Source organism: Streptomyces sp. NPDC047853, from assembly GCF_043204535.1.
GTDB lineage: Bacteria > Actinomycetota > Actinomycetes > Streptomycetales > Streptomycetaceae > Streptomyces.
The window spans coordinates 1-22,369 of record NZ_JBIDCI010000011.1; the positions used below are offsets into that span (position 1 = coordinate 1).

Sequence of the window (22,369 nt, forward strand, 5' to 3'; positions counted from 1 at the left end):
ACATTACGAAGAGCCTCCCGACCTGCGAAGAAGCCGGTGGTCATGCCCCTAATCAGCGGTCTGTCGATGCCTCCGGAGCTGGTGACACCACCCCCCAAGCCATCAACTCGACAGGGGGAGACAGTCATGCCAACTCCGAAGGCCGGGCGACCCCGTCGCGGGGCCACCAAGAAGGTAATGGGGAGGTGTTGCCCCGCGGGCCGCAGCGACATCGTGCCCGCGGCGACGCCGATGTCCCAGTTGTGCAGCCGGTGCAGATGCCGCTCCGACGCGAAGCCCTCCCGCAGCACGAGGTCTTCGCGAACCAGCGCCTCACCGGCGCCCACGCCCCCGACTCTCGTGCGGTCCGCGCGACTCGGGGTCCGGCGGGGTGACGTCTCACCGCCCACCGTGTCCGGGCTCGTCAGGAGACCGTGGAGAGAGCGCTGCTGCCCTTGGCGACGGTGGTGTGGTCGTCGACCCGGCGGGCACCGAGGACCCGGGCCGTGTCGATGAAAGCCTGGACGTGGGGCGGGGGCGTTCTGTCCGGCCGAACCAGCGCCCACTCGGTGAGGGGGGCGTCCTCGATGGGCACCAGCGTCACACCGGGGTATCTGTAGTAGCGGGGGACATGGCCGTTGAGGGGGCAGACGATGCGCCCGGCGGCGACCAGGGCGAGCACTTCGTGGAAGGTCCGGGCCTTCGGCCCGCGGTGAATCGGCTGCCCGCCGGGCGTGTGGTCGGGGCTCATGGCCTGGAACCAGTCCATCGGTACCCGTTCCCCGGGGTCGAGCATCGTCTGGCCGGCCAGGTCCTCCATGGACAGGCTTTCTCGTGCAGCCAGGGGCGAGTCGTCGGCGACCGCCAGGACGCGGCCCTCCCTCAGGACGACCGGGCCGCACGACAGCCCGTTCCGGCGCACGGGGAGCCACATGAGCTGGAGATCCACTTCCTTGGTACGCAGCTTCGCGAACGGGTCGCTGAAATGGAACTCCACGAAGTCGATGGCGCACTCGGGATACCGGGTCCGATAGGCATCGGCCAGCCAGGCCAGCTCGGAGGGCAGGGCCCCCATCGCTCCCAGCCGGACGGTTCCGCAGCAGCCTTGAGCCGCCGCGGCTGCCCGGTCCACCGCTGCCCGTATCAATCCGAAGCCGTGCGTCAGGTCCTCTCGCAGCCGCTGCCCGAGAAGCGTCAACGTGACGGTCCGGGTGCTGCGGTCGAACAACGCACCGCCCAAGCGGCGTTCCTGCTGACGGATCGACTGGCTGACCCGCGCCTGCGAGAGATGCAGGCGCTCCGCGGTCCGACCGAAGTGCAGTTCCTCCGCGAGGGTCAGGAAGATCTCGATGTCCCGCAGTTCCACTGCATCCCCCGACTGATCATTCCCGCTCGTCGTGTCCAGCGGGAACCGATGGTGTTCAGCCTGCCAGCTTAGGCGAAGGGCGGGACTGCACGCGCACGCCCGGGGCCGTGACCAGCACGGACGAGGAGGCCGGCGGAGGCGGGGACGTGACGAGGCCCTGTCGCTTCCCCGGAGGGAGCGACAGGGCCCTGGTGGCTCGCACCGATCAGCCCGTCACGCGGACGCGCCTCAGGTCCCCGGCGAGATCAGTCCACCGGCGAGATGAAGGCGAGGACGGGGCCCGCGCCGATCGGGCTGGCGGCCGTGTCCCAGTTGAACCACCCGCTCTTCTGCACGGCTCCGCTCTCGTTCCCGCCGACGGTGCGGATCTGCTTGCCGTCGGCGGAGACCTCGACGACCAGGTTGATGTGGTTGGCCTCGCCGTCGGTCAGGCTGTGGTCGGTGTCGTAGAGGGCGGCGTCGCCGACCTTGGGGGCGCCGGTCCGGTAGGTGCCGTGGGTGAGGCCGTAGCTGCGGAAGCTGATCGCGGCGGCGTTCAGTTGCGAGGTGCCCGAGACGCCGGCACTCGACCAGATGTAGTCGCCGAACTCGGCACACCAGGCACGGCTGTGATCGAAGTCGTAGTCGCCGAAGTTGCTGCCGACCTCGGCCTCGGCCCGTTCGGCGATGCGCTGCCCGAGAGTGGACTCGGAGCTGCAGGAGTAGGTCTTGGGCACCGCGGAGAGGGAGACCTGGGACCAGCCGGAGGTGTCCACCGGGTCGTCGTTGTGGTCGACGATGTCCCCGCCGGAGTTGTTCAGCGGATTGGTGTCCTTGTACCAGTACATGCCCTTGGACGCGGTGACGCCGTAGTAGAGGCCGCCGCCTGGCGTCACCAGCTGTTCGAAGCCGCCCCAGGCGGACGTCCGCAGGTCCTGGCGGGTCCACTTGGTTCCGATGATCTTGTAGCTGAGGAGCTTGCCGTCGGCGCTGGTCCCGACGATGGTGTCCTTGCCGGCCGAGGTGAGCGTGTTGAGGACGAATCCCTCGCTGATCGTCTTCCCGGCGGCGATGGAGGCGGGCTTGCTCGCCGTCACCGGGTACTGGAGCAGGGTGCCGGCGGCCGTCGTGCCGTAGAGGTGGCCGAAGCCGTCGTAGGTGAGCTTGTCGTGGGTCCAGCCGCTTGCCTCGATTCTGGTGACGGGGTTGGTGTCGGCCAGTTCGAGCGTGGTGTTGTTCGTCTTGACGTCGACCCGGTAGAGGGCCCCCTGGTTGGAGGTGACGAGCAGGGTGTTGAAGTTCAACGCGGTCAGGGCCTTCGGCGTGAAGCCCAGGTCGGGCCCTATGAGCGTCTTGATGCGGTTGCCGTTCTCGGGGTTGATGCTGCTGAAGGTGAGTCGGCCGTCGGCGAGCACGCCGTAGACGGACACGGTGCCGTCGCAGACCAGCGCCGCCTGAGCGGTGCCGGTGGCCGTGGTCAGCAGCCCGAGCGAGAGCGCCCCGGCGGCCAGCGTGGTGACGGCGGTCCGCAGTGTCTTGGTGTTCTTGAACACGATGATGCTCCTGAAGAGGTGCGAGGACGGGTGGGAAGGGTGGATGGGGTCGAGCGGCGGAAGGCTGCGACGTGGTGGGGCGGGCACGGCCGGGGCGCCCCCGTGACGCGGGTGCAGCGGCTCCGTACGGTCACGGCGGCACCCGGTCGGCCGGCCTAGTACCAGTGGTTGGCCTGCCAGAAGTTCCAGGCGGCACAGGGCGAGCCGTACGCGGGGCGCTCTTCGATGTAGTCGAGGCCCCACTTGATCTGGGTCAGGGGGTTGGTCGCCCAGTCGGCTCCGGCGGAGGACATCTTGCCCCCGGGCAGGGCCTGTGGGATGCCGTAGGCGTCGGAGTACGGGTTGTCGGCGTCCCAGCGCCATCCGCTCTCGTGGTCCCAGAGCTTCTCCAGGCAGTTCCACTGCGTCGCGTTGGCCCAGGCGCTGTTGTGCTGGTTCATCAACTGACGTCCGGCTGCCTTGACTTGGGCGATGTCGTCCCGGTCGAGGGTGGTCGAGGTGGTGCAGGAGTACGTGCCCGGAGCGGCGGAGAGGGCGACCTGGCTCCAGCCCGCGGTGTCTACGGCGTCATTGGGGTGCGCGGTGATGTCCGAGCCCGACTCGTCCGTCGGGTCGGCGTCCTTGTACCAGTACATGCCCCCGGATTCGGTGACGCCGTAGTACACGCCCCCGCCGGGGGAAACCAGCTGCTCGAAGCCGCCCCATGCCTCCTGGCGCAGCACCGCACCTTCCCAGCCGGACGCCGTGATCTGGTACCCCATCAGCTTTCCGGCGTCCGTGGTGCCGACGAGACGGTCGCGGCCCACCGACGTGAGGGTTTCCAGAACGAAGCCGTCGCCGACCTTGCTGCCCGTCGGGACGGAGGCCGGCTTGGCGGTCCGGATGACGTACGTGAGGAGAGAACCCGCGCTGGTGGTGCCGTAGAGGCTGCCGTGGCCGTCGTAGGTCAGCTTGTCGTGGGTCCATCCGCTCGCCGCGATTCTCGTGGGCGTGCCCATGAGCTGAAGCGTCTCGTCATTGGTGCGGATGTCGACCCGGTACAGGGCCCCCTCGGTGGAGGTCACCAGAAGCGTGTTGAAGTTGAGCGTCGCCATCGCCTTCGGGGTGAACCCGAGCGACGGGCCGACGCGCGTCCTGGTCCGGTTCCCGTTGGCCGGATCGATGTCGCTGAATGTCAGCCGCCCGTCGGCGAGGACGCCGTAGACCGACGCCGTTCCCGAGCACTCGGTCACCGTGTCGGCCGTCGCCTCCGGTGACCCGGTCAGGAGGCTCAGGGCCAGCGAACCGGCCAGCAGGGCGCCGACGGTGACACCGGACTTCTTGTATGTGCGCATGCTGCGGAGACTCCTGATCGTGGTGGGGAGGTGAAACGTGGGCGAAGCGCGGTGCCGTGGGCGGCCCGGGCCGGTGGGAGGGCCCGTGCAAAGCCGCGCCGCGGGTCGTCGGCTTCACGGCAGCCGGTGGAGGGCGCCTCCCTCGGCGACCTGCCAGCCCGCGTCGGCCGAGTTGCGTGTGCCTGCGCCTGCCGAGCCCGGACCGGGGACCGGGCCCGCGAGCGCCGCCGTGAGGCTGAGGGCGATGGCCGCGGTGGTCGGGGTGACGTGAGTGCGGGTCATGAATGTTCGATTTCCTCCGTGCCGGTGACGAGCTGTCCCACCGGCGGGGGCGTCTCGTGTCGACGCTCGGTCCGGTTGACGGACAACAGCTTCGCCGCTGGCCCGGCACTCAGGAAGCCGTTCCCGGTGGCCGGAAGGGGACCTGGACGGTTGTGTCCAGCCGCAGGGGACCCGGCCCGTTCAGCGAGAGGGCTGTTCGAATGCCAGCTCCATCAGGGGCACACCCGCGTCCAGCAACTGGGCACCGTCCAGGGCGGGCACTTCCCGGGACAACCGGAGGCTCACGTGTACCGCACGCGTTTCGGCTTCCTCCAGCAGGTCGGCGACGAGGAAGAAGCCGAGCGTGAGCCGGCGGGCGGGCCCGGCGTGCACCGCCAGGTGCTCCACCAGGTCGTCGGTCCGGATCGCCGCCCGCATCATCTCCCGTGCGCCGGAGGGGAGTTGTGCGTGCCGCGGGAGTCGCAGATGTACGTGGACCAGATGCATGACTGCCACGATCCCCGCCCACGCACGGGGAACGGCGCCGCGTAAACGGCCACTTGCGGCCATGGCCTGTTCCGGCCCACGTCTCGTGGGCCGCCCTCACGTGGGTGCGGAGGGCCCTGACGGGGAGGGGCGGTCGCCGGCCATTCATCATCCGCGCTTATGAGTCCCGCACCGGAGTCGGCGTTGTTCGCTGATTGCGCGTCAGCCATCCTGTTCGTCGCCCGCGGCGCAGCCGTCGGGTACAGGAACACGCTCATGCGCTGCTTCGAGGCGCCGATCGACGACGGCCGCGTGCGACCAACCGAGGGCGCGTCGAGGGAGAGCGGTACCACAGGGCTCTGGGGGAGACCGATGCTGACCGCACTGGGACTGGACGCGGCGACCGAGAAGACGTACCGGGTGATGCTGACGCACCCCCGAGCCGGCGTGGCGGAGATCGCCGCGCGACTCGGCATGCCGCAGGAGCGGATACGCGACGCGCTCGACACGCTGAGCGAGCTCGCCCTCGTCCGGCCCTCGGCGGAAGCCGGGGGTCACCTGCGCGCGGTCGCCCCCGACATCGGCATGGAGATCATTCTGACCCGGCAGCAGGCCGAACTCGCGGCCGCCCGGCAACGGGTCGAGGCGTCGCGCGCAGCGGCGACCCAGCTCCTGTCGGAGTACGCCGGACTCCGGGAGACCCGGCACTCCTCGGAGACGGAGCAGCTGATCGGCCTGGACCAGGTACGGGACCGGCTCGCCGTCCTCTCCCGGCAGGTTGCCGAGGAGTTCCTGACGTTCGCCCCGGGGGGACCGCAGACGGTGCAGAACATGGCCGCGTCCCGGCCCCTCAACGCGGACCTGCTCGACCGCGGCGTCCGCATGCGGACGGTCTACCTCGACAGCGTGCGCACTCACCGGGCCACCGTCGAACACGCCGACTGGCTCTCGTCCCGGGGCGCACAGGTGCGCACGGTGCCGTCCCTGCCCACGCGGATGATCCTCATGGACCGCAGGACCGCGATGATCCCGCTCAGCGGCGATGACACGGCCGCCGGGGCGGTGGTCCTGACCGGACACGAGACGCTCACCGCCCTGTGCGCGCTCTTCGAGGCCACGTGGGCCGCAGCGCAACCGCTCGGTGAGACCGTCGCCCCGGACCCGCAGGGGCTGACCGGGCAGCAGTCCACGGTCGTCCGGCTGCTCGCCGAGGGCCACACGGACGAGGCGATCGCCAAGCGGCTGGGCGTGTCCTCCCGCACGGCCCGGCGCACCGCCTCCGAGCTGATGGAACGCCTGGGAGCACGCAGCCGCTTCGAGGCAGGTGTCCGCGCGGTGCAGCAGGGCTGGTTGCCCGCGGACGCGGCGCGTGACCGGTTCGACAGCAGCCGCAGGACACCGGAGGACGACACGATCGGGTCGGCAGCGGGGTAGTCCGCGAGCCGGGGTCGACCGCGGGGAGATGCCCCGGCCCCGCCTCGACCGGCTCCGGTGGCCCCAACCGTCCGGGACCGTTTCTGATCGGGTGGGACCGGGTTCGGACGCCTCGGAGCATGTGCTTCACCGGCTTATCGGTCTGTCGTACGAGGTCTCATACCAGAGCGGGACGTTGTCCGAGGGACTTTGGCAACTGCCCACCGCACATGATGCACAGGCGACTACTGTCAGTGTCCGTCGGGCTACGTAGACCGGATCCCCGGTCCGCTCGGCCGACATCGCGACGGCGCGTGCCCGCGTGGCGTCGCGTGTCCGCGTGGTGTCCGCCACCACGCGCGAGCACCCAGGCCCGACGGGCCAACGGACCAGTACGAGGACCCCCGATGTCTCACCTCCGCGCCCCGGCCGCGCGAGCAGACCGCCGCGAGGGCGGGCGGCACGGCCGGCCGGCCTCCCGTACCGCCCTCGCGTTGCCCGAGACCCACATACGGCCCCAACTGCTGCGTCTGGCCGTGCTGCCGCCCGTCGCGGTCGCCCTCAGCGCCTGCGCGGTCGTCCTGTTCACCGTCCGGTCCACCGGCGCCCGCCCCGGCCCCGTGCTGTGGGCCGTCCTCGCCGGGGCGGTCTCGGTGACCCTCGCCGCGGTCGCCATCGCCGCCGTCGCGGCGGACCGCGCCGCACGGTCCGTGCACGACCGGGTCGGCGCCCTGCGCCGCAGCACCGCGCGCGGCGAGGGCGAACTGCGGGGCGTCGTCGAGGCGTTGCGCCGCGGCGAGACCCCGCCGCACCGCCCACCCCGGGGCGGACCGCCGGACGACGCCGACGACTTCGACCTGCTCGCCGCCGACCTGTCGCGCGCCCACGACGGCGCCGTCACCGCGGTCGTCCGGGCCGCCCAGCTCTCCAGTCAGGCGGGCAGCGAACAGAAGCTGGAGGTCTTCGTCAACCTCGCCCGGCGCCTGCAGTCCCTGGTGCACCGCGAGATCTCCATCCTGGACGAGCTGGAGAACGAGATCGAGGACCCCGACCTCCTCAAGGGCCTCTTCCACGTCGACCACCTCGCCACCCGCATCCGCCGCCACGCCGAGAACCTCGCCGTGCTAGGGGGCGCCGTCTCCCGCCGGCAGTGGAGCAACCCGGTCGACATGACCGAGGTGCTGCGCTCGGCCATCGCCGAGGTGGAGCAGTACTCCCGGGTCCGGCTCGTCCCCCCGATCGACGGCACCCTGCGCGGCCACGCCGTCGCCGACGTCATCCACCTGCTGGCCGAACTCGTCGAGAACGCCACCCTGTTCTCCGCCCCGCAGACCCAGGTGCTGATGCGGGCCAACCTCGTCACCTCGGGCCTCGCCGTGGAGGTCGAGGACCGCGGACTCGGGATGCCCGTCGCCGAGCAGAGCCGGATGAACGCGCTGCTCGCCGACCCCGACCAGGTCAACGTCGCCCGCCTGCTCGCGGACGGGCGCATCGGGCTGTTCGTCGTCTCGCAGCTCGCCAAGCGGCACGGCATCACCGTCCGGCTCCAGACCAACATCTACGGCGGTGTCCAGGCCGTCCTGGTCGTGCCGCAGGCCCTGTTGGGACCGGAGCCGGGTGCCGCCCCCGGGGGCGAGGCCCGGCCGGACCAGGTCACCGGGACCGGGCCGGTGCCCCTGCCGCCACCGCCCCGGCAGCAACCGCGCCCCACGGGCGACGCGACGCCGCCTGCGCCCGCCGGAGCCGCCCTCGACACTCCCGCCCCCGTCCCCGCCGCCCCCGCCACTCCGGCGGCCGTTCCCGCCCCTCCCGAGCCCTTCGCCCCGCCCCCCGCCCCCGAGGCGCCCGTGCGGGCACCCTCCCACCGGGCCGACGGCGGACCCGTACCGCTGCCCGTGCGCGGCGCCCGCCCGGACCGGCCCACGCCGGCCGCCGCGGTGCCCGGCGTCCGGCCCGAGGACCGGGGCGTGATCGCCGAACACGCGGCCGCCCCGCCCGTGCCGCGCCACAGCGCGGTGCGCGGCACCATGGGCAAGCCCCACCTGCCCCGGCGCCGGGCCCAGGAGCACATCGCGCCCCAGCTCCGCGGCGGCCCCGCACCCCGCCAGGAACCCGAGGAGCACACCGGGCACGACCCCGGACTGATGGCCGCCTTCCAGCGCGGCATCGGACTCGCGGAGGCCCAGCAGCACCTGGAGCCGACGTCCGTGGAGCCGCCCCGGCCGGGACCGGCGCACGACGAGCCGGTGCCCCGGTACACGGAGCCGCACCCGGCGGAGCAGAACCACCGGGACCCGGCCGGATGAGAGCCGTGACCACCCCCACCGCCACCCCCACGACCACCCCGAGCCCCTTCTCCGCCCCCATCCCCACCCCCACCCCCACCACCACGACCCGCGCTCCCGCAGACCTTCGTACCCCAAGGAGTCGATCCACCATGGCGAGCGATGCGCCGACGACCGGCCACGTGTCCGACCTCGACTGGCTGATGAGCGGCCTCGTGCAGCGCGTACCGCACACGACCAGCGCGGTGCTGCTGTCCTGCGACGGACTGGTGAAGTCCGTCCACGGCCTCGACGCGGACAGCGCCGACCACATGGCCGCCCTGGCCTCCGGCCTCTACTCCCTCGGCCGCAGCGCCGGCGTCCGCTTCGGCGACGGCGGCGACGTACGGCAGGTCGTCGTGGAACTCGACTCGACCCTGCTCTTCGTCACCACCGCCGGCTCGGGCACCTGTCTCGCCGTGCTGGCCGGCCGCGAGGCCGACGCCGCCGTGCTCGGTTACGAGATGGCGATGCTCGTCAAGAGCGTCCGCCCGTACCTGGTCACCGCGCCCCGGCAGTACGCCGTCGAACCCCCGGCGATGAGGCCTTGAGGGTGGCCGCGGCCGGCGACGGGCCCTGGCTCGACGACGCCGCCGGACGGCTGGTGCGCCCTTTCACCGTGAGCAACGGCCGTACCCGGCCGACCGTCGCGCTCGACCTGATGTCCCAGGTGATGGCCACCGGGGCGACCCCCCTCGGCTACCTGGGACCCGAGCACGCGCAGGCACTGGACCTGTGCAGGGCGCCCCTCCCGGTCGCCGAGCTCGCCGCTCATCTGAGGCTTCCGGTGGCAGTCACCAAGGTGCTGCTGTCGGACCTGGTGGACTGCGGCGCGCTGACCACGAAACCCCCCGCCGCGTTCCACCACAACCCCACGGACCGGGCCCTTCTGGAGGCAGTGCTCGATGGACTACGACGACAGCTCTGACTACGGCCACGCCGCCGGCACCGATCCGTTCCCCACCGCGTTGAAGATCCTCGTGGCCGGCGGCTTCGGAGTGGGCAAGACGACCTTCGTCGGCGCGGTGAGCGAGATCGCGCCGCTGAGCACGGAGGAACTGCTCACCACGGTCAGCGCCGCGACCGACAACCTCGACGGGATCGAGAACAAGCTCGAGACGACCGTGGCCATGGACTTCGGCCGCATCACCCTCGACCCGCAGCACGTGCTCTACCTGTTCGGGACACCCGGCCAGGAACGGTTCTGGTTCATGTGGGACGAGCTGTGCGAGGGCGCTCTCGGCGCCGTGATCATCGCCGACACCCGGCGGCTGGAGGAGTCCTTCGCCGCCGTCGACTTCTTCGAGGAACGAGGACTCGGATTCATCGTCGCCGTCAACGAGTTCGACGGCGCCTACCGCTACGACCCCGAGGAGGTGCGGGCCGCCATGGACCTCCACCCCGAGATCCCCATCGTGCGCTGCGACGCCCGGATCTCCAGTTCCGGCGTACAGACGCTGCTCACCCTCGTACGCCACCTCATCGCCCACACTCCGGCCCCCGCGACGGGGTTCGGCGCCCACAGGTGAATCCCGGTTTTTTCCCAGGTGACCCACGCCCGCACCGCCCTGGAGCCGCACATGACGCACGTCCACAGCGACGGAGCCCGCCCATGAGCTACGACCCGCCGCGCCCGGCCGGACGCCTGCTGCTCACGCCCGAGGACCGGGAGGCGCCCGCCCGGGTGCGGCGGCTGCGCCGGCTCGGCCTGGCGCAGCGCCCGGACCCGGCCCTCGACGCCTTCGCGGCACAGCTCGCCGGGCTCGCCGAGTCGCCGTACGCGATGGTCAACTTCCTCGTGGAGGGCGGGCAGTTCTTCGCGGGCCTGCGGGTGCCGGAGTTCCCGCCGGTGACGCGGGGGGACGGCACCAGCCCGGAGTTCGGCCGCGTCCAGCCCCGCGACCACGGCTTCTGCCCGCACGTGGTGGTCCGGGGCAAGGCCCTGGTCCTGGAGGACGTGCGCGACTACCCGCGTTTCGCGGGCAACCCGGTCGTCGACGAGTTCGGCATCCGCTCCTACCTCGGCGCCCCGCTCATCGACAGCACGGGCACGGTGCTGGGCACGGTGGCCGCGTCCGACGTACGGCCCCGGACCTGGGGGCAGGCGGGCCTCGCGACGATCAAGTCGACCGCGGCCGACCTGGTGCGGCGCATCGAACGCAGCGCGGAGGACGGGCTTCCGCTGTGAGCCGCCGGTCACCGGCACGCTGGCACGGGGCGGGCCGGCGGGGCGGGCGCGCGGGGCGGGTCCGCGGGGCGTGAAGGAAAGCTGCGGCCGGGCTTAAGAAAGGCTCGATGGACCCGGGGTGGTGTCGTACGGCAGATTGCTGTGCGATTCCCCTCCCCTTCCCGGACGCGGGCTGCCTCGCATGCCCGGTGCCGGGACCTCACCCGTCAGGAGCCGTAGCGTTGAAGGCGCTGGTCAAGGAGAAGGCGGAGCCCGGGCTGTGGCTCGCGGACGTCCCCGAGCCGGTCATCGGACCCGGTGACGTCCTCATCAAGGTGCTGCGCACCGGCATCTGCGGCACCGACCTGCACATCCGGGCGTGGGACGGATGGGCGCGGCAGGCCATCCGCACCCCGCTCGTCGTCGGGCACGAGTTCGTCGGCGAGGTCGTCGACACCGGGCGGGACGTCACCGACATCAAGACCGGCGACCGGGTCAGCGGCGAGGGCCACCTGGTCTGCGGCAAGTGCCGCAACTGCCTGGCCGGCCGGCGCCACCTGTGCCGCGCCACGGTCGGGCTCGGCGTGGGCCGGGACGGGGCGTTCGCCGAGTACGTCGCCCTGCCCGCCACCAACGTCTGGGTGCACCGGGTGCCCGTCGACCTCGACGTCGCCGCGATCTTCGACCCCTTCGGCAACGCCGTGCACACCGCGCTGTCCTTCCCGCTGGTCGGCGAGGACGTCCTGATCACCGGCGCCGGACCGATCGGCCTGATGGCCGCCGCGGTGGCCCGGCACGCGGGCGCCCGCAACGTCGTGATCACCGACGTGAGCCAGGAACGCCTGGACCTGGCCCTCAAGGTCGGGGTCAGCCTCGCCCTCGACGTGTCCAAGGCGAGCATCGCCGACGGGCAGCGCGAACTCGGCCTGCGCGAGGGCTTCGACATCGGCCTGGAGATGTCCGGCCGCGCCGAGGCCATGCGCGACATGATCGCCAACATGACGCACGGCGGCCGGATCGCGATGCTGGGCCTGCCGTCCGAGGAGTTCCCCGTCGACTGGGCCCGGATCGTCACCTCGATGATCACGATCAAGGGCATCTACGGCCGCGAGATGTTCGAGACCTGGTACGCCATGTCGGTGCTGCTCGAAGGCGGCCTCGACCTCGCCCCCGTCATCACCGGCCGCTACAGCCACCGCGACCACGAGGCCGCGTTCGCCGACGCGGCGAGCGGCCGGGGCGGCAAGGTCATCCTCGACTGGACCGCGTGAGTCACGCGCGAGCCATCAGCTTTCCTAGGAGCTTCTGAGATGTTCGACTCCGTGCGCGACGACCTGCGCGCCACCCTCGACGAGATCCGCGCCGCCGGCCTGCACAAGCCCGAGCGCGTGATCGGCACCCCGCAGTCCGCCACCGTCGCCGTCACGGCCGGCGGCCGCCCCGGCGAGGTCCTCAACTTCTGCGCCAACAACTACCTCGGCCTCGCCGACCACCCCGAGGTCGTCGCCGCCGCCCACCAGGCCCTGGACCGCTGGGGCTACGGCATGGCGTCCGTGCGCTTCATCTGCGGCACCCAGGAGGTCCACAAGGAGCTGGAGGCCCGCCTCTCCGCGTTCCTCGGGCAGGAGGACACGATCCTCTACTCCTCCTGCTTCGACGCCAACGGAGGCGTGTTCGAGACCCTCCTCGGCCCCGAGGACGCGGTGATCTCCGACGCCCTCAACCACGCCTCGATCATCGACGGCATCCGGCTCTCCAAGGCCCGCCGCCTCCGCTACGCCAACCGCGACCTGGCCGACCTGGAGCGACAGCTCAAGGACGCCTCCGACGCCCGGCGCCGCCTGATCGTCACCGACGGCGTCTTCTCCATGGACGGCTACGTCGCCCCGCTGCGCGAGATCTGCGACCTCGCCGACCGCTACGACGCCATGGTCATGGTCGACGACTCGCACGCCGTCGGCTTCGTCGGCCCCGGCGGGCGCGGCACCCCCGAGCTGCACGGCGTGATGGACCGCGTCGACATCATCACCGGCACCCTCGGCAAGGCCCTCGGCGGCGCCTCCGGCGGCTACGTCGCCGCCCGCGCCGAGATCGTCGCCCTGCTGCGCCAGCGCTCCCGGCCGTACCTGTTCTCCAACACCCTCGCCCCGGTCATCGCCGCCGCGTCCCTCAAGGTGCTCGACCTGCTGGAGTCGGCCGACGACCTGCGGGTGCGGCTCGCCGAGAACACCGCCCTGTTCCGCCGCCGGATGGTGGAGGAGGGCTTCGACATCCTCCCCGGCGACCACGCCATCGCACCGGTGATGATCGGCGACGCCTCGCGGGCGGGCCGCATGGCGGAGCTGCTGCTGGAGCGCGGGGTGTACGTGATCGGCTTCTCCTACCCGGTCGTCCCGCAGGGGCAGGCGCGTATCCGCGTCCAGCTGTCCGCCGCCCACTCCACCGAGGACGTCGACCGCGCGGTGGACGCCTTCGTGGCGGCGCGCGCGGAGCTGGACGCGTGACACCCGCCCGGCTCGGGCCCGGCCCGGCCCGCGTCGGGCCCACGGCCGCCTGACCTGAGAGAATCGATCCCGTGATCGAAGCGCGGCGGCTGCACATCCTCCGGGCGGTGGCGGACCACCGCACCGTGACGGCGGCTGCCGCCGCGCTGTACCTCACCCCGTCGGCGGTCTCCCAGCAGTTGGCCGCCCTGGAGCAGGAGACCGGCCACCGCCTGGTCGAGCGCGGCGCGCGGGGCGTCCGGCTGACCCCGGCTGGCGAGATCCTGCTCAGCCACACCAACGCCGTACTCGCCCAGCTGGAGCGGGCCGAGGCGGAACTCGCCGCGTACGGCTCGGGCGCCGCCGGGACGGTGACGGTGGCCTCGTTCGCGACCGGCATCGCCCTGGTCGTGGCGCCCGCGCTGGGCCGCCTCGCCGAGTCGGCGCCCGGCATCCGCATCCGCGTCCAGGACGCCGAGGGCGACGCCAGCCTGCCGATGGTCCTCGACCGGCGGGTCGATGTGGCCGTGGCCGTCGAGTACCGCGGGGCGCCGCCCGCCGACGACCCGCGCCTGACCCACGTACCCCTGTACGCGGAGCCCTTCGACGCGGTCGTCCCGGTCGCCCACCGCCTCGCGGACGCCGCCGAGGTGCCGCTCGCGGAGCTGGCCAAGGACCCGTGGATCGGCCCCTACCCGGGCAACCCCTGCCACGACGTGGTGGTCCTGGCCTGCGAGAGCGCCGGCTTCCAGCCCCGTATGGAGCACTCGTCGGACGACTTCCGCGCGGTGGTGTCCCTCGCCGCGGCCGACGTCGGCGTGGCGCTCGTCCCGCGTTCCGCGCTGCACGGCACGGACCTCACGGGCGTGGTCGTCCGGCCGGTCGACGGCGTCGCGCCCACCCGCCGCGTCTTCGCCGCCGTACGCCGGGGGGCCGAGGAGCACCCGCTGATCCGTCCCGTCCTGGACGCACTCGACCAGGCCGCCCGGGCGTGAGCCTCCCGTAACAGGAACGTCTCATATACGGGATAACGTGCCGCGCATGAGAGACACGGACGACGCCCCGGACCCCGTGGACGCCCGGCTCGCCGCCCGGCTGGCCGAGCTGCGGGCCGAACGCGGATGGTCGCTGGGGGAGCTGGCGGAGCGCAGCGGGGTGAGCCGGTCCACCCTGTCGCGGGCCGAGCGGGCGGAGACCAGCCCGACCGCCTCCCTCCTCAACCGCCTGTGCGCGGTCTACGGGCGGACCATGTCCCGGCTGCTCAGCGAGGTCGAGGCGGAACCCGCCCTGCTGGTGCGCGCGGCCGAGCAGCCGCGGTGGGAGGACCGGTCCGCGGGGTTCGTCCGCCGCTCCGTGTCCCCGCCGCACGCGGGGCTGCGCGGCGAACTCGTCGAGGGCCGCCTCACCGCCGGCGCCGACCTCGCCTACGACCGGCCCCCCGTACCGGGTCTGGAGCAGCACGTCTGGGTGCTCGAGGGAGCCCTGGAGGTGACGGCCCAGGACGTCGAGCACCACCTCGGCGCCGGGGACTGCCTGCGGATGCGGGTGTGGGGGCCGACGAGGTTCCGGTGCGCCGGACCCGAGGGCGCGCGCTACGCGCTGGCGGTGGTGCTGCCGTGACCGTGTCCCGCGTCGACGCCGACCGGCTGACGGCACTGCTCGCGCCCCTGGCCGGCCTGCTGACCGACACCGTCGAGAGCGGCGCCTCCGTCGGCTTCCTCGCGCCGCTCGGCCGGGCGGAGGCCCTCGCCTGGTGGCGGGACCGGTCCGCCGCCGTGGCCGCCGGGCGCCTCGCCGTCTGGGTGGCGCACCAGGGGGAGCGGGTGACCGGAACGGTGAGCCTCGCCCTGCCCGACAAGCCCAACAGCCGGCACCGTGCCGAGCTGGTCAAGCTCATGGTCCGCCGGGAGGCGCGCGGCCTGGGCCTCGGTCGCAGGCTCCTGACCACCGCCGAGGAGGCGGCCGCGGCCGCCGGCATCACCCTGCTCCACCTCGACACCGAGACGGGCAGCCCCGCCGAACACCTCTACCGGTCCGCCGGATGGACCCGCGCCGGAACCATTCCCGACTACGCGGCGGACCCGCACGGGGAACTGCGCCCCACGACGCTCTACTTCAAGCGGATCGGCGCGCCCGCGGCCGCCGGGTGAATGTCAGTGGCGACGGCTACGGTGCCTGACATGCCGGACGCAGAAGACGTACGCCGTATCGCCCTGTCCCTGCCGGACACGACGGAGAAGACCGCCTGGAACATGCCCACGTTCCGGGTGGCGGGGAAGATGTTCGCCACCCTGCCCGAGGACGAGACCTCCCTGGCGGTGCGGTGCCCCAAGGAGGAGCGGGACGAGCTGGTGCTGGCCGAGCCGGAGAAGTTCTGGATCGCCGGCCACGAGGCCCAGTTCGCCTGGGTACGGGCCCGGCTCGCCGTCCTGGAGGGCGAGGACGAGCTGCGCGACATCCTCGCCGACTCCTGGCGCCAGGCGGCCCCGACCCGGCTGCTGGACGCGCATCCCCGGCTGGGACTGCCGAGCGGGGGCTGAGGCCCGCCGGAGGACCGCTCGAGAGCGTCCGGCGGAGACGAGGAGCCCGGAAAGCGATGCGCGACCACCGGCCCGAGTGCGGTATGGTTTTCCTGCGCGTTCGACCGGGGGAAACCCCAGGTCAGACGGGCAACGGGACGTGGCGCAGCTTGGTAGCGCACTTGACTGGGGGTCAAGGGGTCGCAGGTTCAAATCCTGTCGTCCCGACTGGAGACGGTCGCGGGTCGAGGGCGGTTCCGGAGAGATCCGGAGCCGCCCTCGATCGTTTTCCGCCGCCGGTGAGTCGTCCGGGCGCGGCAGCCGGTGCGGCGACCGTGCGAACAGGTGTCGTCCCGCCGCTGCGGCGTGCCTGGGCGCCCAGCCGGGGTGCCCGATATATCACTGTCAGGTGCCCTGTCCCTCTTGGCCTGATTATTCACCTTTTGTGAACCCGCCCTCGCGCGGACCCGCATGACCACGCTCGTCCTGTGCCACTTCGGGCTGGCCCTGTTCGCCGCGCCGCTGGTGAGGCGCTGGGGAACGCGCGCCTTCCTCGTGCTGGCCCTGCCACCCGCGGCGGCGGCCCTCTGGGCGGCCACCCGGTGGAGCACGACGGCCGCGGGCGGCGCCGACACCACCGAGTGGGCCTGGCTGCCCGCCTACGGCGTGGACTGGGCGCTGCGGCTGGACGCCCTCGCCGAACTCATGGTGCTGCTCGCCGCGGGGGTGGGCACGCTCGTCCTGCTCTACTGCGCCTCCTACTTCGACGAGCGGTCGCGGCACCTCGGCAGGTTCGCCGGGACCCTCCTCGCCTTCGCCGGGGCCATGCTCGGCCTGGTCCTCGCCGACGACCTCGTCCTGCTCTACATCTTCTGGGAACTGACGACCGTCTTCTCCTACCTGCTGATCGGCCAGAGCAGCGACCACAAACGCAACCGGCGCAGCGCCCTGCAGGCCCTGACGGTCACCACACTCGGCGGACTGACCATGCTCGTCGGGTTCCTGATCCTGGGTCACGAGGCGGGCACCTACCGGATCTCCGAGATCCTCGCCGACCCGCCCGCCGCGTCGGCGGCCCTGTCCACGGCGATCGTGCTGATCCTCGTCGGCGCCCTCTCCAAGTCCGCGATCTGGCCGTTCAGCCTCTGGCTGCCCAACGCCATGGCCGCCCCCACCCCGGTCAGCGCCTATCTGCACGCCGCCGCGATGGTGAAGGCCGGCGTCTACCTCATCGCCCGGCTCGCCCCCGCGTTCGCGGAGGTCACGCCCTGGCGGCCGCTCCTGCTCGTCCTCGGCTCCGCGACGATGCTGCTGGGCGGCTGGCGGGCGCTGCGCCTCAACGACCTGAAGCTCGTCCTCGCCCACGGCACCGTCAGCCAGCTCGGCTTCCTCACCGTCCTCACCGGCGCGGGCCGCCACGACACCGGCCTGGCGGCGACCGCCATGATCCTCGGCCACGCCCTGTTCAAGGCCCCGCTGTTCCTGGTCACCGGGATCATCGACCACGCCACCGGCACCCGCGACCTGCGCAGGCTCTCCGGGCTCGGCCGCCGGCTGCCCGCCGTGTGCGCCGTGGCCGCGACCGCCGGACTGTCCATGGCCGCCGTGCCGCCGCTGCTCGGCTTCACCGCCAAGGAGGCCGCCTTCCAGTCCCTCCTGGACGGCGACACCGCCGACCGCTGGGCGCTCGCCGCGACCGTCGTCGGCTCCGCCCTGACCACCGCCTACACCCTGCGCTACCTCTGGGGCGCCTTCGCCCGCAAACCCGGCGTCCCGGACACACAGGCGCACGCCGTCCCGGCGGCCTTCCTCGCACCGCCCGCCGTCCTGGCCCTGGCCTGCCTCGTCCTCGGACCCGGCGTGTCCTGGCTCCAGGGCCTCCTCGGCACCTACGCCGGGCAGTTCCCCACGCCCGACCACCCCTACCACCTGGCGCTGTGGCACGGGGCGGGCCTCGCCCTCGGCCTGTCCTGCGCGGCCTGGGCCGGCGGTGTCCTGCTCTTCCTCGCCGCGCACCCCGTCCTGCGGGTCGGACAGGTCCTCGCCTGGCGCTCCGCCGACCGGGTCTTCGGACGGTGCCTGCTCGCCCTGGAGCGCACCGCTCTGCAGTGCACCGGCTTCGTGCAGCGCGGCTCGCTGTCGGTGTACCTGGTGACGACCATGAGCGTGGTCCTCGCCGGTCAGCTCGCCGTGCTCCTCGCGGACGAGCCCTGGACCTCGGTGCCCGCCCCGCGCGGGTGGGACCACCCGGCCCAGGCCGGCGTCGCGGTGCTGACCTGCGCCGCGGCCCTGCTGTGCCTGGGCGTGCGGCGCCGGATGAAGGCCGTCGTGCTCGCCGGGCTCACCGGCTACGGCACCGCGCTGCTCTTCGTCCTCCAGGGCGCCCCCGACCTCGCGCTGACCCAGTTCTGCGTGGAGACCGTCTCGATGATCGTCTTCGTGCTGGTGCTGCGCCGCATGCCGGTGCTCTTCGAGGAGAACTACAGCCGGTCGCGGCGCCTGCTGCGGATGCCGGTGGCGCTCGCGGGCGGCGCCTGCGTCGCCGTCGTCGTCTGGATCATGGCGGGGCACCGCCGGGCCGACAGCGCCGGGGCGGCGATGGTCGAGGAGACCGCCCACCACGGTCTGAAGGACGTCGTCGCCACGATCCTCGTCGACCTGCGGGCCTGGGACACGATGGGGGAGTCCGCGGTGCTCGCCGCCGCCGCGATCGGCGTCACCAGCCTCATCTACCTGCACCGCCGCACCGAGGGCGCCGAGCAGCCCGTGCTGCCCCTGCCCGGGGACCACCCGCACGCCGGCCTGCGCACCGCGTGGCGGGCGACCCCGTACGAATCGGCGGGCCTGCCCAGCGGTCACGAGGGCGGGCCGGAGCGGACCTGGCTGGCGGCCAGTTCCACGCTGGCCCCCGAGCGCCGTTCCCTCGTCCTGGAGGTGGTCGCGCGGCTGATCTTCCACCCCATCCTGGTCCTCTCCGTCTACCTGCTGATGTGCGCGGAGAACCTGCCGGGCGGCGGCTTCGTCGCGGGCCTGACCGCGGGCGTCGCCTTCATCACCCGCTACCTCGCGGGCGGCCGGCACGAACTCGCCGATGCCGTGCCCTTCAAACCGGGCCTGTTCACCGGGCTCGGCCTGTTCGTCTCTACCGGTGTAGCGCTGGGCGGCCTCGCCGAGGGCACGGTGCTGCACGGCTGGACCTGGAAGGGGCACCTGCCCGTGTGGGGCGACGCCCACCTGTCCACCGCCGTCCTCTTCGACTGCGGCGTCTACCTCCTCGTCCTCGGCGTGGTCCTGGACATCGTGCGGGCCCTCGGCGGACGCATCGACCGGCACATCGAGCGGGCCGCGGCGCGCAGCGCCCCGCACGGAGAGGCGGACCCCGCATGACCGTCAGCCTCGCCCTGCTGGTGACCGCCGCCGTCCTCGCCGCCGTCGGCGCCACCCTGCTGCTGACCCGGTCCCTGACCCGGATCCTGCTCGGCGCGGTCGTCCTCGGCAACGGCGTCAACCTGCTGGTGCTCGCCTCGACCGGCAGCGCGGGCGAGGCGCCGCTGCTCTACCCGAACGTCATCCGCAACCGGGTCACCGACCCGCTGCCCCAGGCCATCGCCCTGACGGCGATCGTCATCACCCTCGCCACCACGGCGTTCCTGCTCGCCATGGCCTACCGCAGCCATCAGGTCACCGGCTCCGACGAGATCAGCGACGACACCGAGGACCGGCTGGTCGCCCTGCGCGCCGAGTTCCTCGACCGGCGCAGCGAACTGCGCGACCGCTACCGCGAGGCCCGCGCCGAGCCCGGCACCGACCCCGAGCTGGGCGCCCGCTACCGCGCCGCCCGCAGACGGCTGCGCAGGCGGGTCCGTGAGGAACGCGCCTACCAGGCCCGCGCCAACGACGTCTCCGGGAACCTGTGGAACGACATCCTCGGCGCCGACCCGGAGGACTACCGCGAGGGCCGGGAACGGGGCTCCACCGACGCGGCGGGCAGGCCGGCGCCGGCACCGGCCCGCGACGCGGGGCCCTCCAACGACCCCGAGGAGACCGGCCGCGAACCCGACTCGCACCCCGGCGAGGACTCCTGCCACCCGGTGCCCGACCAGCCCGACGACCCCGGGGGCGCGGGCACGGAGGGCATCGAGGGCACCGACGGCACCGACGGCACCGACGGCACCGACGGCACGGAAGGCACGGAGGACCCCAGGTGAACGCGCTCGTCCCGCTCCCCGTCCTGCTGCCCCTGTGCGTCACGGGCCTGAAGCTGGCCATCGGCCCCAGACTCCAGCGGTTCCAGCGCTTCATCACCCTCGCCGTGCTGGGCGCGGTCCTCGTGCTCTCCGTACTCCTCATGGTGGCCGCCGACCGCCACGGCCCGCTCACCGTGCACCTCGGCGACTTCGCACCGCCGATCGGCATCACCCTGGTCGCCGACCGGCTCGCGGGGCTGATGCTGACCGTGTCCAGCGCCGTCACCCTGCTCGTCAACCTGTACTCGCTGGGCCAAGGCATGGCCGACCGGGACGACCGGACGCCGGTCGGCGTCTTCCACCCCGCCTACCTGATCCTCGTGGCGGGCGTCTCCTGCACCTTCCTGGCGGGAGACCTCGTCAACCTCTACGTCGGCTTCGAGATCATGCTCGTGGCGAGCTTCGTCCTGCTCACCATCGGCGGCACCGCGACCCGTGTCCGGGCCGGATCCACGTACGTGATCATCTCGCTGTTCTCCTCGGTGCTCTTCCTCGTCGCCATCGCCATGACCTACGCGGTGGCGGGGACCGTGAACCTCGCCCAGCTCGCGGTGCGGCTGCAGGAGGTACCGGTCGGGGTGCGCACCCTGCTGGAGGCGATGCTGCTGACGGTCTTCGCGATCAAGGCGGCGGTGTTCCCGCTCGCGGCCTGGCTGCCCGACTCCTACCCGACCGCGCCCGCGCCGGTCACCGCCGTCTTCGCGGGCCTCCTCACCAAGGTCGGCGTGTACTCGATGCTGCGCACCCAGACCCTGCTCTTCCCCGGGCACCGTCTCGGCGACCTGCTGATGCTCGCCGCGCTCGCCTCCATGGTGATCGGCATCCTGGGGGCGGTGGCCCAGACCGACCTGAAGCGCGTGCTCTCCTTCACCCTCATCAGCCACATCGGCTACATGGTCTTCGGGATCGCGCTCGCGGGGCGCGGTTCGATCAGCGGGGCGATCGTGTACGTGGCCCATCACATCACCGTGCAGACCACCCTCTTCCTCGTCGCCGGGCTCATCGAGCGGCGCGACGGCACCACGGAACTCACCCGCCTCGGCGGCCTGGCGAGGACGGCACCGCTGCTCGCCGTGCTGTTCTTCGTGCCCGCGATGAACCTCGCGGGCATCCCGCCGCTCTCCGGCTTCATCGGCAAGCTCGGCCTGATGCGGGCGGGCGTCGACAACGGCGGCGGCTGGGCCTGGGCGCTGGTCGCCGGGTCCGCCGCCACCAGCCTGCTCACCCTCTACGTCATGGCGAAGGTCTGGAACCTCGCGTTCTGGCGCGACGCGCCGCCCGGCGCCGAGCACGAGGGCGTGGTGCTGGAGTCCGCGGAGGACGAGCCGGACGACGACGGCAGCGACGACAGCGACGGCAGCGACGGCGAGGCCGGGGAGGCGACGGGCGGGCGCGGCGCGGCGGCCGGCTCCGGACTGCCGGTGCCCGCCGGCGCGGTCGTCCCCGCCGGTTTCCTCGGGCAGTCCATCACCACCACCAAGCGGCTGCCCTGGCCGATGCTGGTGGCGACCAGTGCCGCCGTCTCCCTCGGCCTGCTCTACACCGTGCTCGGCGGCCCCCTCACCACGTTCACCGAGGCCGCCGCCGCCGAACTCCTCGCCCGTACCCCCTACATCGAGGCGGTGCTCGGCCGGTGAGCAACCTCTTCCGCGACCGCTCCCCCTACAGCTGGTCCTTCCGCCTGGGCCGCGGCCGGCGCGTCCTCGACCTGCCCCTGGTCGCCTGGCTCGCCGTCGTCTGGGCCCTGCTGTGGGGCACCCCGTCCTGGGCCAACCTCGTCAACGGCGTCCTCGTCGCGGTGTGCCTGTGCCTCGCCTTCCCGCTGCCCGCCGTGGACATCGGCCTGCGGCTGCGCCCGCTGGGCATCCTGCGGCTGGTGGCCTACCTGCTGTACGACATGTTCTCCTCCAGCGTCGAGGTCACCCGGCAGATCTTCGCCAAGGGTCCGTACCACGCCGCCGTCGTCGCCGTCCCGCTGCGGGTGCGCAGCGACCTCATGCTCACCGCCACCGCCGTGGCCGTCTCCAACGTCCCCGGAGGTTCCGTGATCGAGGTGCGCCGGTCGACGGCCACCCTGTTCCTGCACGTCCTCGACGCCGACGACCCCGGCGAGATCGAGAGCGCCCGGCGGTCGGTGTGGCGCATGGAGGAGCTCGTCGCCCGCGCCTTCGGCACCGCCGAGGACATCGCCCACGCCGCCCGGCCCGTACCGGAAGGGGACTCCTCACCGTGACCACCCTGAACGCCGTGGAGGACGC

22 protein-coding genes and 1 tRNA gene are annotated in these 22,369 nt (G+C 72.7%); 17 read left to right on the forward strand and 6 right to left on the reverse strand.

From position 1 onward, the window contains the following. The 6 genes from ACGF5T_RS21000 to ACGF5T_RS21025 form a co-directional block, all read right to left on the reverse strand. A partial coding sequence (locus tag ACGF5T_RS21000) for a hypothetical protein (protein WP_392888754.1) occupies positions 1-326 on the reverse strand: 326 nt, incomplete at its 3' end. 77 nt (positions 327-403) lie between these two features. Beyond that, positions 404-1,345, reverse strand: a complete 942-nt coding sequence (locus tag ACGF5T_RS21005) for a LysR family transcriptional regulator (RefSeq protein WP_356611932.1) — start codon at positions 1,343-1,345, stop codon at positions 404-406. A gap of 245 nt (positions 1,346-1,590) precedes the next feature. After that, positions 1,591-2,877 carry a CHAP domain-containing protein gene (locus ACGF5T_RS21010; protein ID WP_366768159.1) on the reverse strand — a complete coding sequence of 429 codons (1,287 nt, stop codon included), beginning with the start codon at positions 2,875-2,877 and terminating at the stop codon, positions 1,591-1,593. Positions 2,878-3,032: 155 nt separating this feature from the next. Beyond that, positions 3,033-4,211 carry a peptidase S1 and S6 gene (locus ACGF5T_RS21015; protein WP_392888758.1) on the reverse strand — a complete coding sequence of 393 codons (1,179 nt, stop codon included), beginning with the start codon at positions 4,209-4,211 and terminating at the stop codon, positions 3,033-3,035. 114 nt (positions 4,212-4,325) lie between these two features. Next, the gene (locus ACGF5T_RS21020) at positions 4,326-4,493 is read right to left on the reverse strand and encodes a hypothetical protein (RefSeq protein WP_356611927.1); all 168 of its coding nucleotides are present in this window, start codon (positions 4,491-4,493) and stop codon (positions 4,326-4,328) included. 180 nt (positions 4,494-4,673) lie between these two features. Then, the gene (locus tag ACGF5T_RS21025) at positions 4,674-4,979 is read right to left on the reverse strand and encodes a hypothetical protein (protein ID WP_356611925.1); all 306 of its coding nucleotides are present in this window, start codon (positions 4,977-4,979) and stop codon (positions 4,674-4,676) included. 351 nt (positions 4,980-5,330) lie between these two features. Here ACGF5T_RS21025 and ACGF5T_RS21030 point away from each other — a divergent pair, with 351 nt between their 5' ends. The 17 genes from ACGF5T_RS21030 (at position 5,331) to ACGF5T_RS21110 (ending at position 22,344) form a co-directional block, all read left to right on the forward strand. Then, positions 5,331-6,392, forward strand: coding sequence for a helix-turn-helix domain-containing protein (locus tag ACGF5T_RS21030; RefSeq protein WP_366768158.1), 1,062 nt, complete (start codon positions 5,331-5,333; stop codon positions 6,390-6,392). A 386-nt stretch (positions 6,393-6,778) separates the two neighbouring features. Continuing rightward, entirely contained in the window at positions 6,779-8,677 is a 1,899-nt protein-coding gene (locus ACGF5T_RS21035) for an ATP-binding protein (protein WP_356611922.1), read from the forward strand. A gap of 131 nt (positions 8,678-8,808) precedes the next feature. After that, positions 8,809-9,246 (forward strand): roadblock/LC7 domain-containing protein, encoded by a 438-nt coding sequence (locus tag ACGF5T_RS21040; protein ID WP_356611920.1) that lies wholly within the window; start codon positions 8,809-8,811, stop codon positions 9,244-9,246. A gap of 2 nt (positions 9,247-9,248) precedes the next feature. Next, positions 9,249-9,623 (forward strand): DUF742 domain-containing protein, encoded by a 375-nt coding sequence (locus ACGF5T_RS21045; RefSeq protein ID WP_356611918.1) that lies wholly within the window; start codon positions 9,249-9,251, stop codon positions 9,621-9,623. After that, positions 9,601-10,224: an ATP/GTP-binding protein gene (locus ACGF5T_RS21050; RefSeq protein ID WP_361018102.1), complete on the forward strand. Its 624-nt coding sequence runs from the start codon at positions 9,601-9,603 to the stop codon at positions 10,222-10,224. Before ACGF5T_RS21045 ends, ACGF5T_RS21050 begins: the two co-directional genes overlap by 23 nt. A gap of 83 nt (positions 10,225-10,307) precedes the next feature. Then, the gene (locus ACGF5T_RS21055) at positions 10,308-10,883 is read left to right on the forward strand and encodes a GAF domain-containing protein (protein WP_356611915.1); all 576 of its coding nucleotides are present in this window, start codon (positions 10,308-10,310) and stop codon (positions 10,881-10,883) included. Between the two features lie 221 nt (positions 10,884-11,104). Next, the gene (tdh, locus tag ACGF5T_RS21060) at positions 11,105-12,133 is read left to right on the forward strand and encodes an L-threonine 3-dehydrogenase (RefSeq protein ID WP_356611914.1); all 1,029 of its coding nucleotides are present in this window, start codon (positions 11,105-11,107) and stop codon (positions 12,131-12,133) included. 39 nt (positions 12,134-12,172) lie between these two features. Beyond that, complete coding sequence (locus ACGF5T_RS21065; protein ID WP_356611912.1) at positions 12,173-13,366, forward strand: glycine C-acetyltransferase; 1,194 nt, start codon at positions 12,173-12,175, stop codon at positions 13,364-13,366. A 71-nt stretch (positions 13,367-13,437) separates the two neighbouring features. Then, on the forward strand, positions 13,438-14,340 hold the full coding sequence (locus tag ACGF5T_RS21070; RefSeq protein WP_356611910.1) for a LysR family transcriptional regulator: 903 nt from the start codon (positions 13,438-13,440) through the stop codon (positions 14,338-14,340). A gap of 46 nt (positions 14,341-14,386) precedes the next feature. After that, a complete protein-coding gene (locus ACGF5T_RS21075; protein ID WP_366768157.1) occupies positions 14,387-14,965 on the forward strand; it encodes an XRE family transcriptional regulator in 579 nt (192 codons plus the stop codon). After that, positions 14,962-15,495: a GNAT family N-acetyltransferase gene (locus ACGF5T_RS21080; protein ID WP_366768156.1), complete on the forward strand. Its 534-nt coding sequence runs from the start codon at positions 14,962-14,964 to the stop codon at positions 15,493-15,495. The genes ACGF5T_RS21075 and ACGF5T_RS21080 overlap by 4 nt, the downstream gene beginning before the upstream one ends. Positions 15,496-15,525: 30 nt before the next feature. Beyond that, positions 15,526-15,885, forward strand: coding sequence for an MmcQ/YjbR family DNA-binding protein (locus tag ACGF5T_RS21085; RefSeq protein WP_356611906.1), 360 nt, complete (start codon positions 15,526-15,528; stop codon positions 15,883-15,885). Between the two features lie 133 nt (positions 15,886-16,018). Beyond that, a tRNA-Pro gene (locus ACGF5T_RS21090) sits at positions 16,019-16,092 on the forward strand. Between the two features lie 243 nt (positions 16,093-16,335). Continuing rightward, complete coding sequence (locus ACGF5T_RS21095; RefSeq protein WP_366768155.1) at positions 16,336-19,251, forward strand: Na+/H+ antiporter subunit A; 2,916 nt, start codon at positions 16,336-16,338, stop codon at positions 19,249-19,251. Then, on the forward strand, positions 19,248-20,072 hold the full coding sequence (locus ACGF5T_RS21100) for a Na(+)/H(+) antiporter subunit C (protein WP_366768154.1): 825 nt from the start codon (positions 19,248-19,250) through the stop codon (positions 20,070-20,072). Before ACGF5T_RS21095 ends, ACGF5T_RS21100 begins: the two co-directional genes overlap by 4 nt. Next, the gene (locus ACGF5T_RS21105) at positions 20,069-21,748 is read left to right on the forward strand and encodes a Na+/H+ antiporter subunit D (protein WP_366768153.1); all 1,680 of its coding nucleotides are present in this window, start codon (positions 20,069-20,071) and stop codon (positions 21,746-21,748) included. The genes ACGF5T_RS21100 and ACGF5T_RS21105 overlap by 4 nt, the downstream gene beginning before the upstream one ends. Then, positions 21,745-22,344: a Na+/H+ antiporter subunit E gene (locus tag ACGF5T_RS21110; RefSeq protein WP_356611899.1), complete on the forward strand. Its 600-nt coding sequence runs from the start codon at positions 21,745-21,747 to the stop codon at positions 22,342-22,344. The genes ACGF5T_RS21105 and ACGF5T_RS21110 overlap by 4 nt, the downstream gene beginning before the upstream one ends. Positions 22,345-22,369 lie beyond the last annotated feature (25 nt).

Bases quoted from the DNA above. Each gene is read 5' to 3' on its own strand.
- ACGF5T_RS21015 (WP_392888758.1), bottom strand. From the start codon at position 4,211: ATGCGCACATACAAGAAGTCCGGTGTCACCGTCGGCGCCCTGCTGGCC.
- ACGF5T_RS21020 (WP_356611927.1), bottom strand. From the start codon at position 4,493: ATGACCCGCACTCACGTCACCCCGACCACCGCGGCCATCGCCCTCAGC.
- ACGF5T_RS21025 (WP_356611925.1), bottom strand. From the start codon at position 4,979: ATGCATCTGGTCCACGTACATCTGCGACTCCCGCGGCACGCACAACTC.
- ACGF5T_RS21030 (WP_366768158.1), top strand. From the start codon at position 5,331: ATGCTGACCGCACTGGGACTGGACGCGGCGACCGAGAAGACGTACCGG.
- ACGF5T_RS21035 (WP_356611922.1), top strand. From the start codon at position 6,779: ATGTCTCACCTCCGCGCCCCGGCCGCGCGAGCAGACCGCCGCGAGGGC.
- ACGF5T_RS21040 (WP_356611920.1), top strand. From the start codon at position 8,809: ATGGCGAGCGATGCGCCGACGACCGGCCACGTGTCCGACCTCGACTGG.
- ACGF5T_RS21050 (WP_361018102.1), top strand. From the start codon at position 9,601: ATGGACTACGACGACAGCTCTGACTACGGCCACGCCGCCGGCACCGAT.
- ACGF5T_RS21055 (WP_356611915.1), top strand. From the start codon at position 10,308: ATGAGCTACGACCCGCCGCGCCCGGCCGGACGCCTGCTGCTCACGCCC.
- ACGF5T_RS21065 (WP_356611912.1), top strand. From the start codon at position 12,173: ATGTTCGACTCCGTGCGCGACGACCTGCGCGCCACCCTCGACGAGATC.
- ACGF5T_RS21075 (WP_366768157.1), top strand. From the start codon at position 14,387: ATGAGAGACACGGACGACGCCCCGGACCCCGTGGACGCCCGGCTCGCC.
- ACGF5T_RS21085 (WP_356611906.1), top strand. From the start codon at position 15,526: ATGCCGGACGCAGAAGACGTACGCCGTATCGCCCTGTCCCTGCCGGAC.
- ACGF5T_RS21095 (WP_366768155.1), top strand. From the start codon at position 16,336: ATGACCACGCTCGTCCTGTGCCACTTCGGGCTGGCCCTGTTCGCCGCG.
- ACGF5T_RS21100 (WP_366768154.1), top strand. From the start codon at position 19,248: ATGACCGTCAGCCTCGCCCTGCTGGTGACCGCCGCCGTCCTCGCCGCC.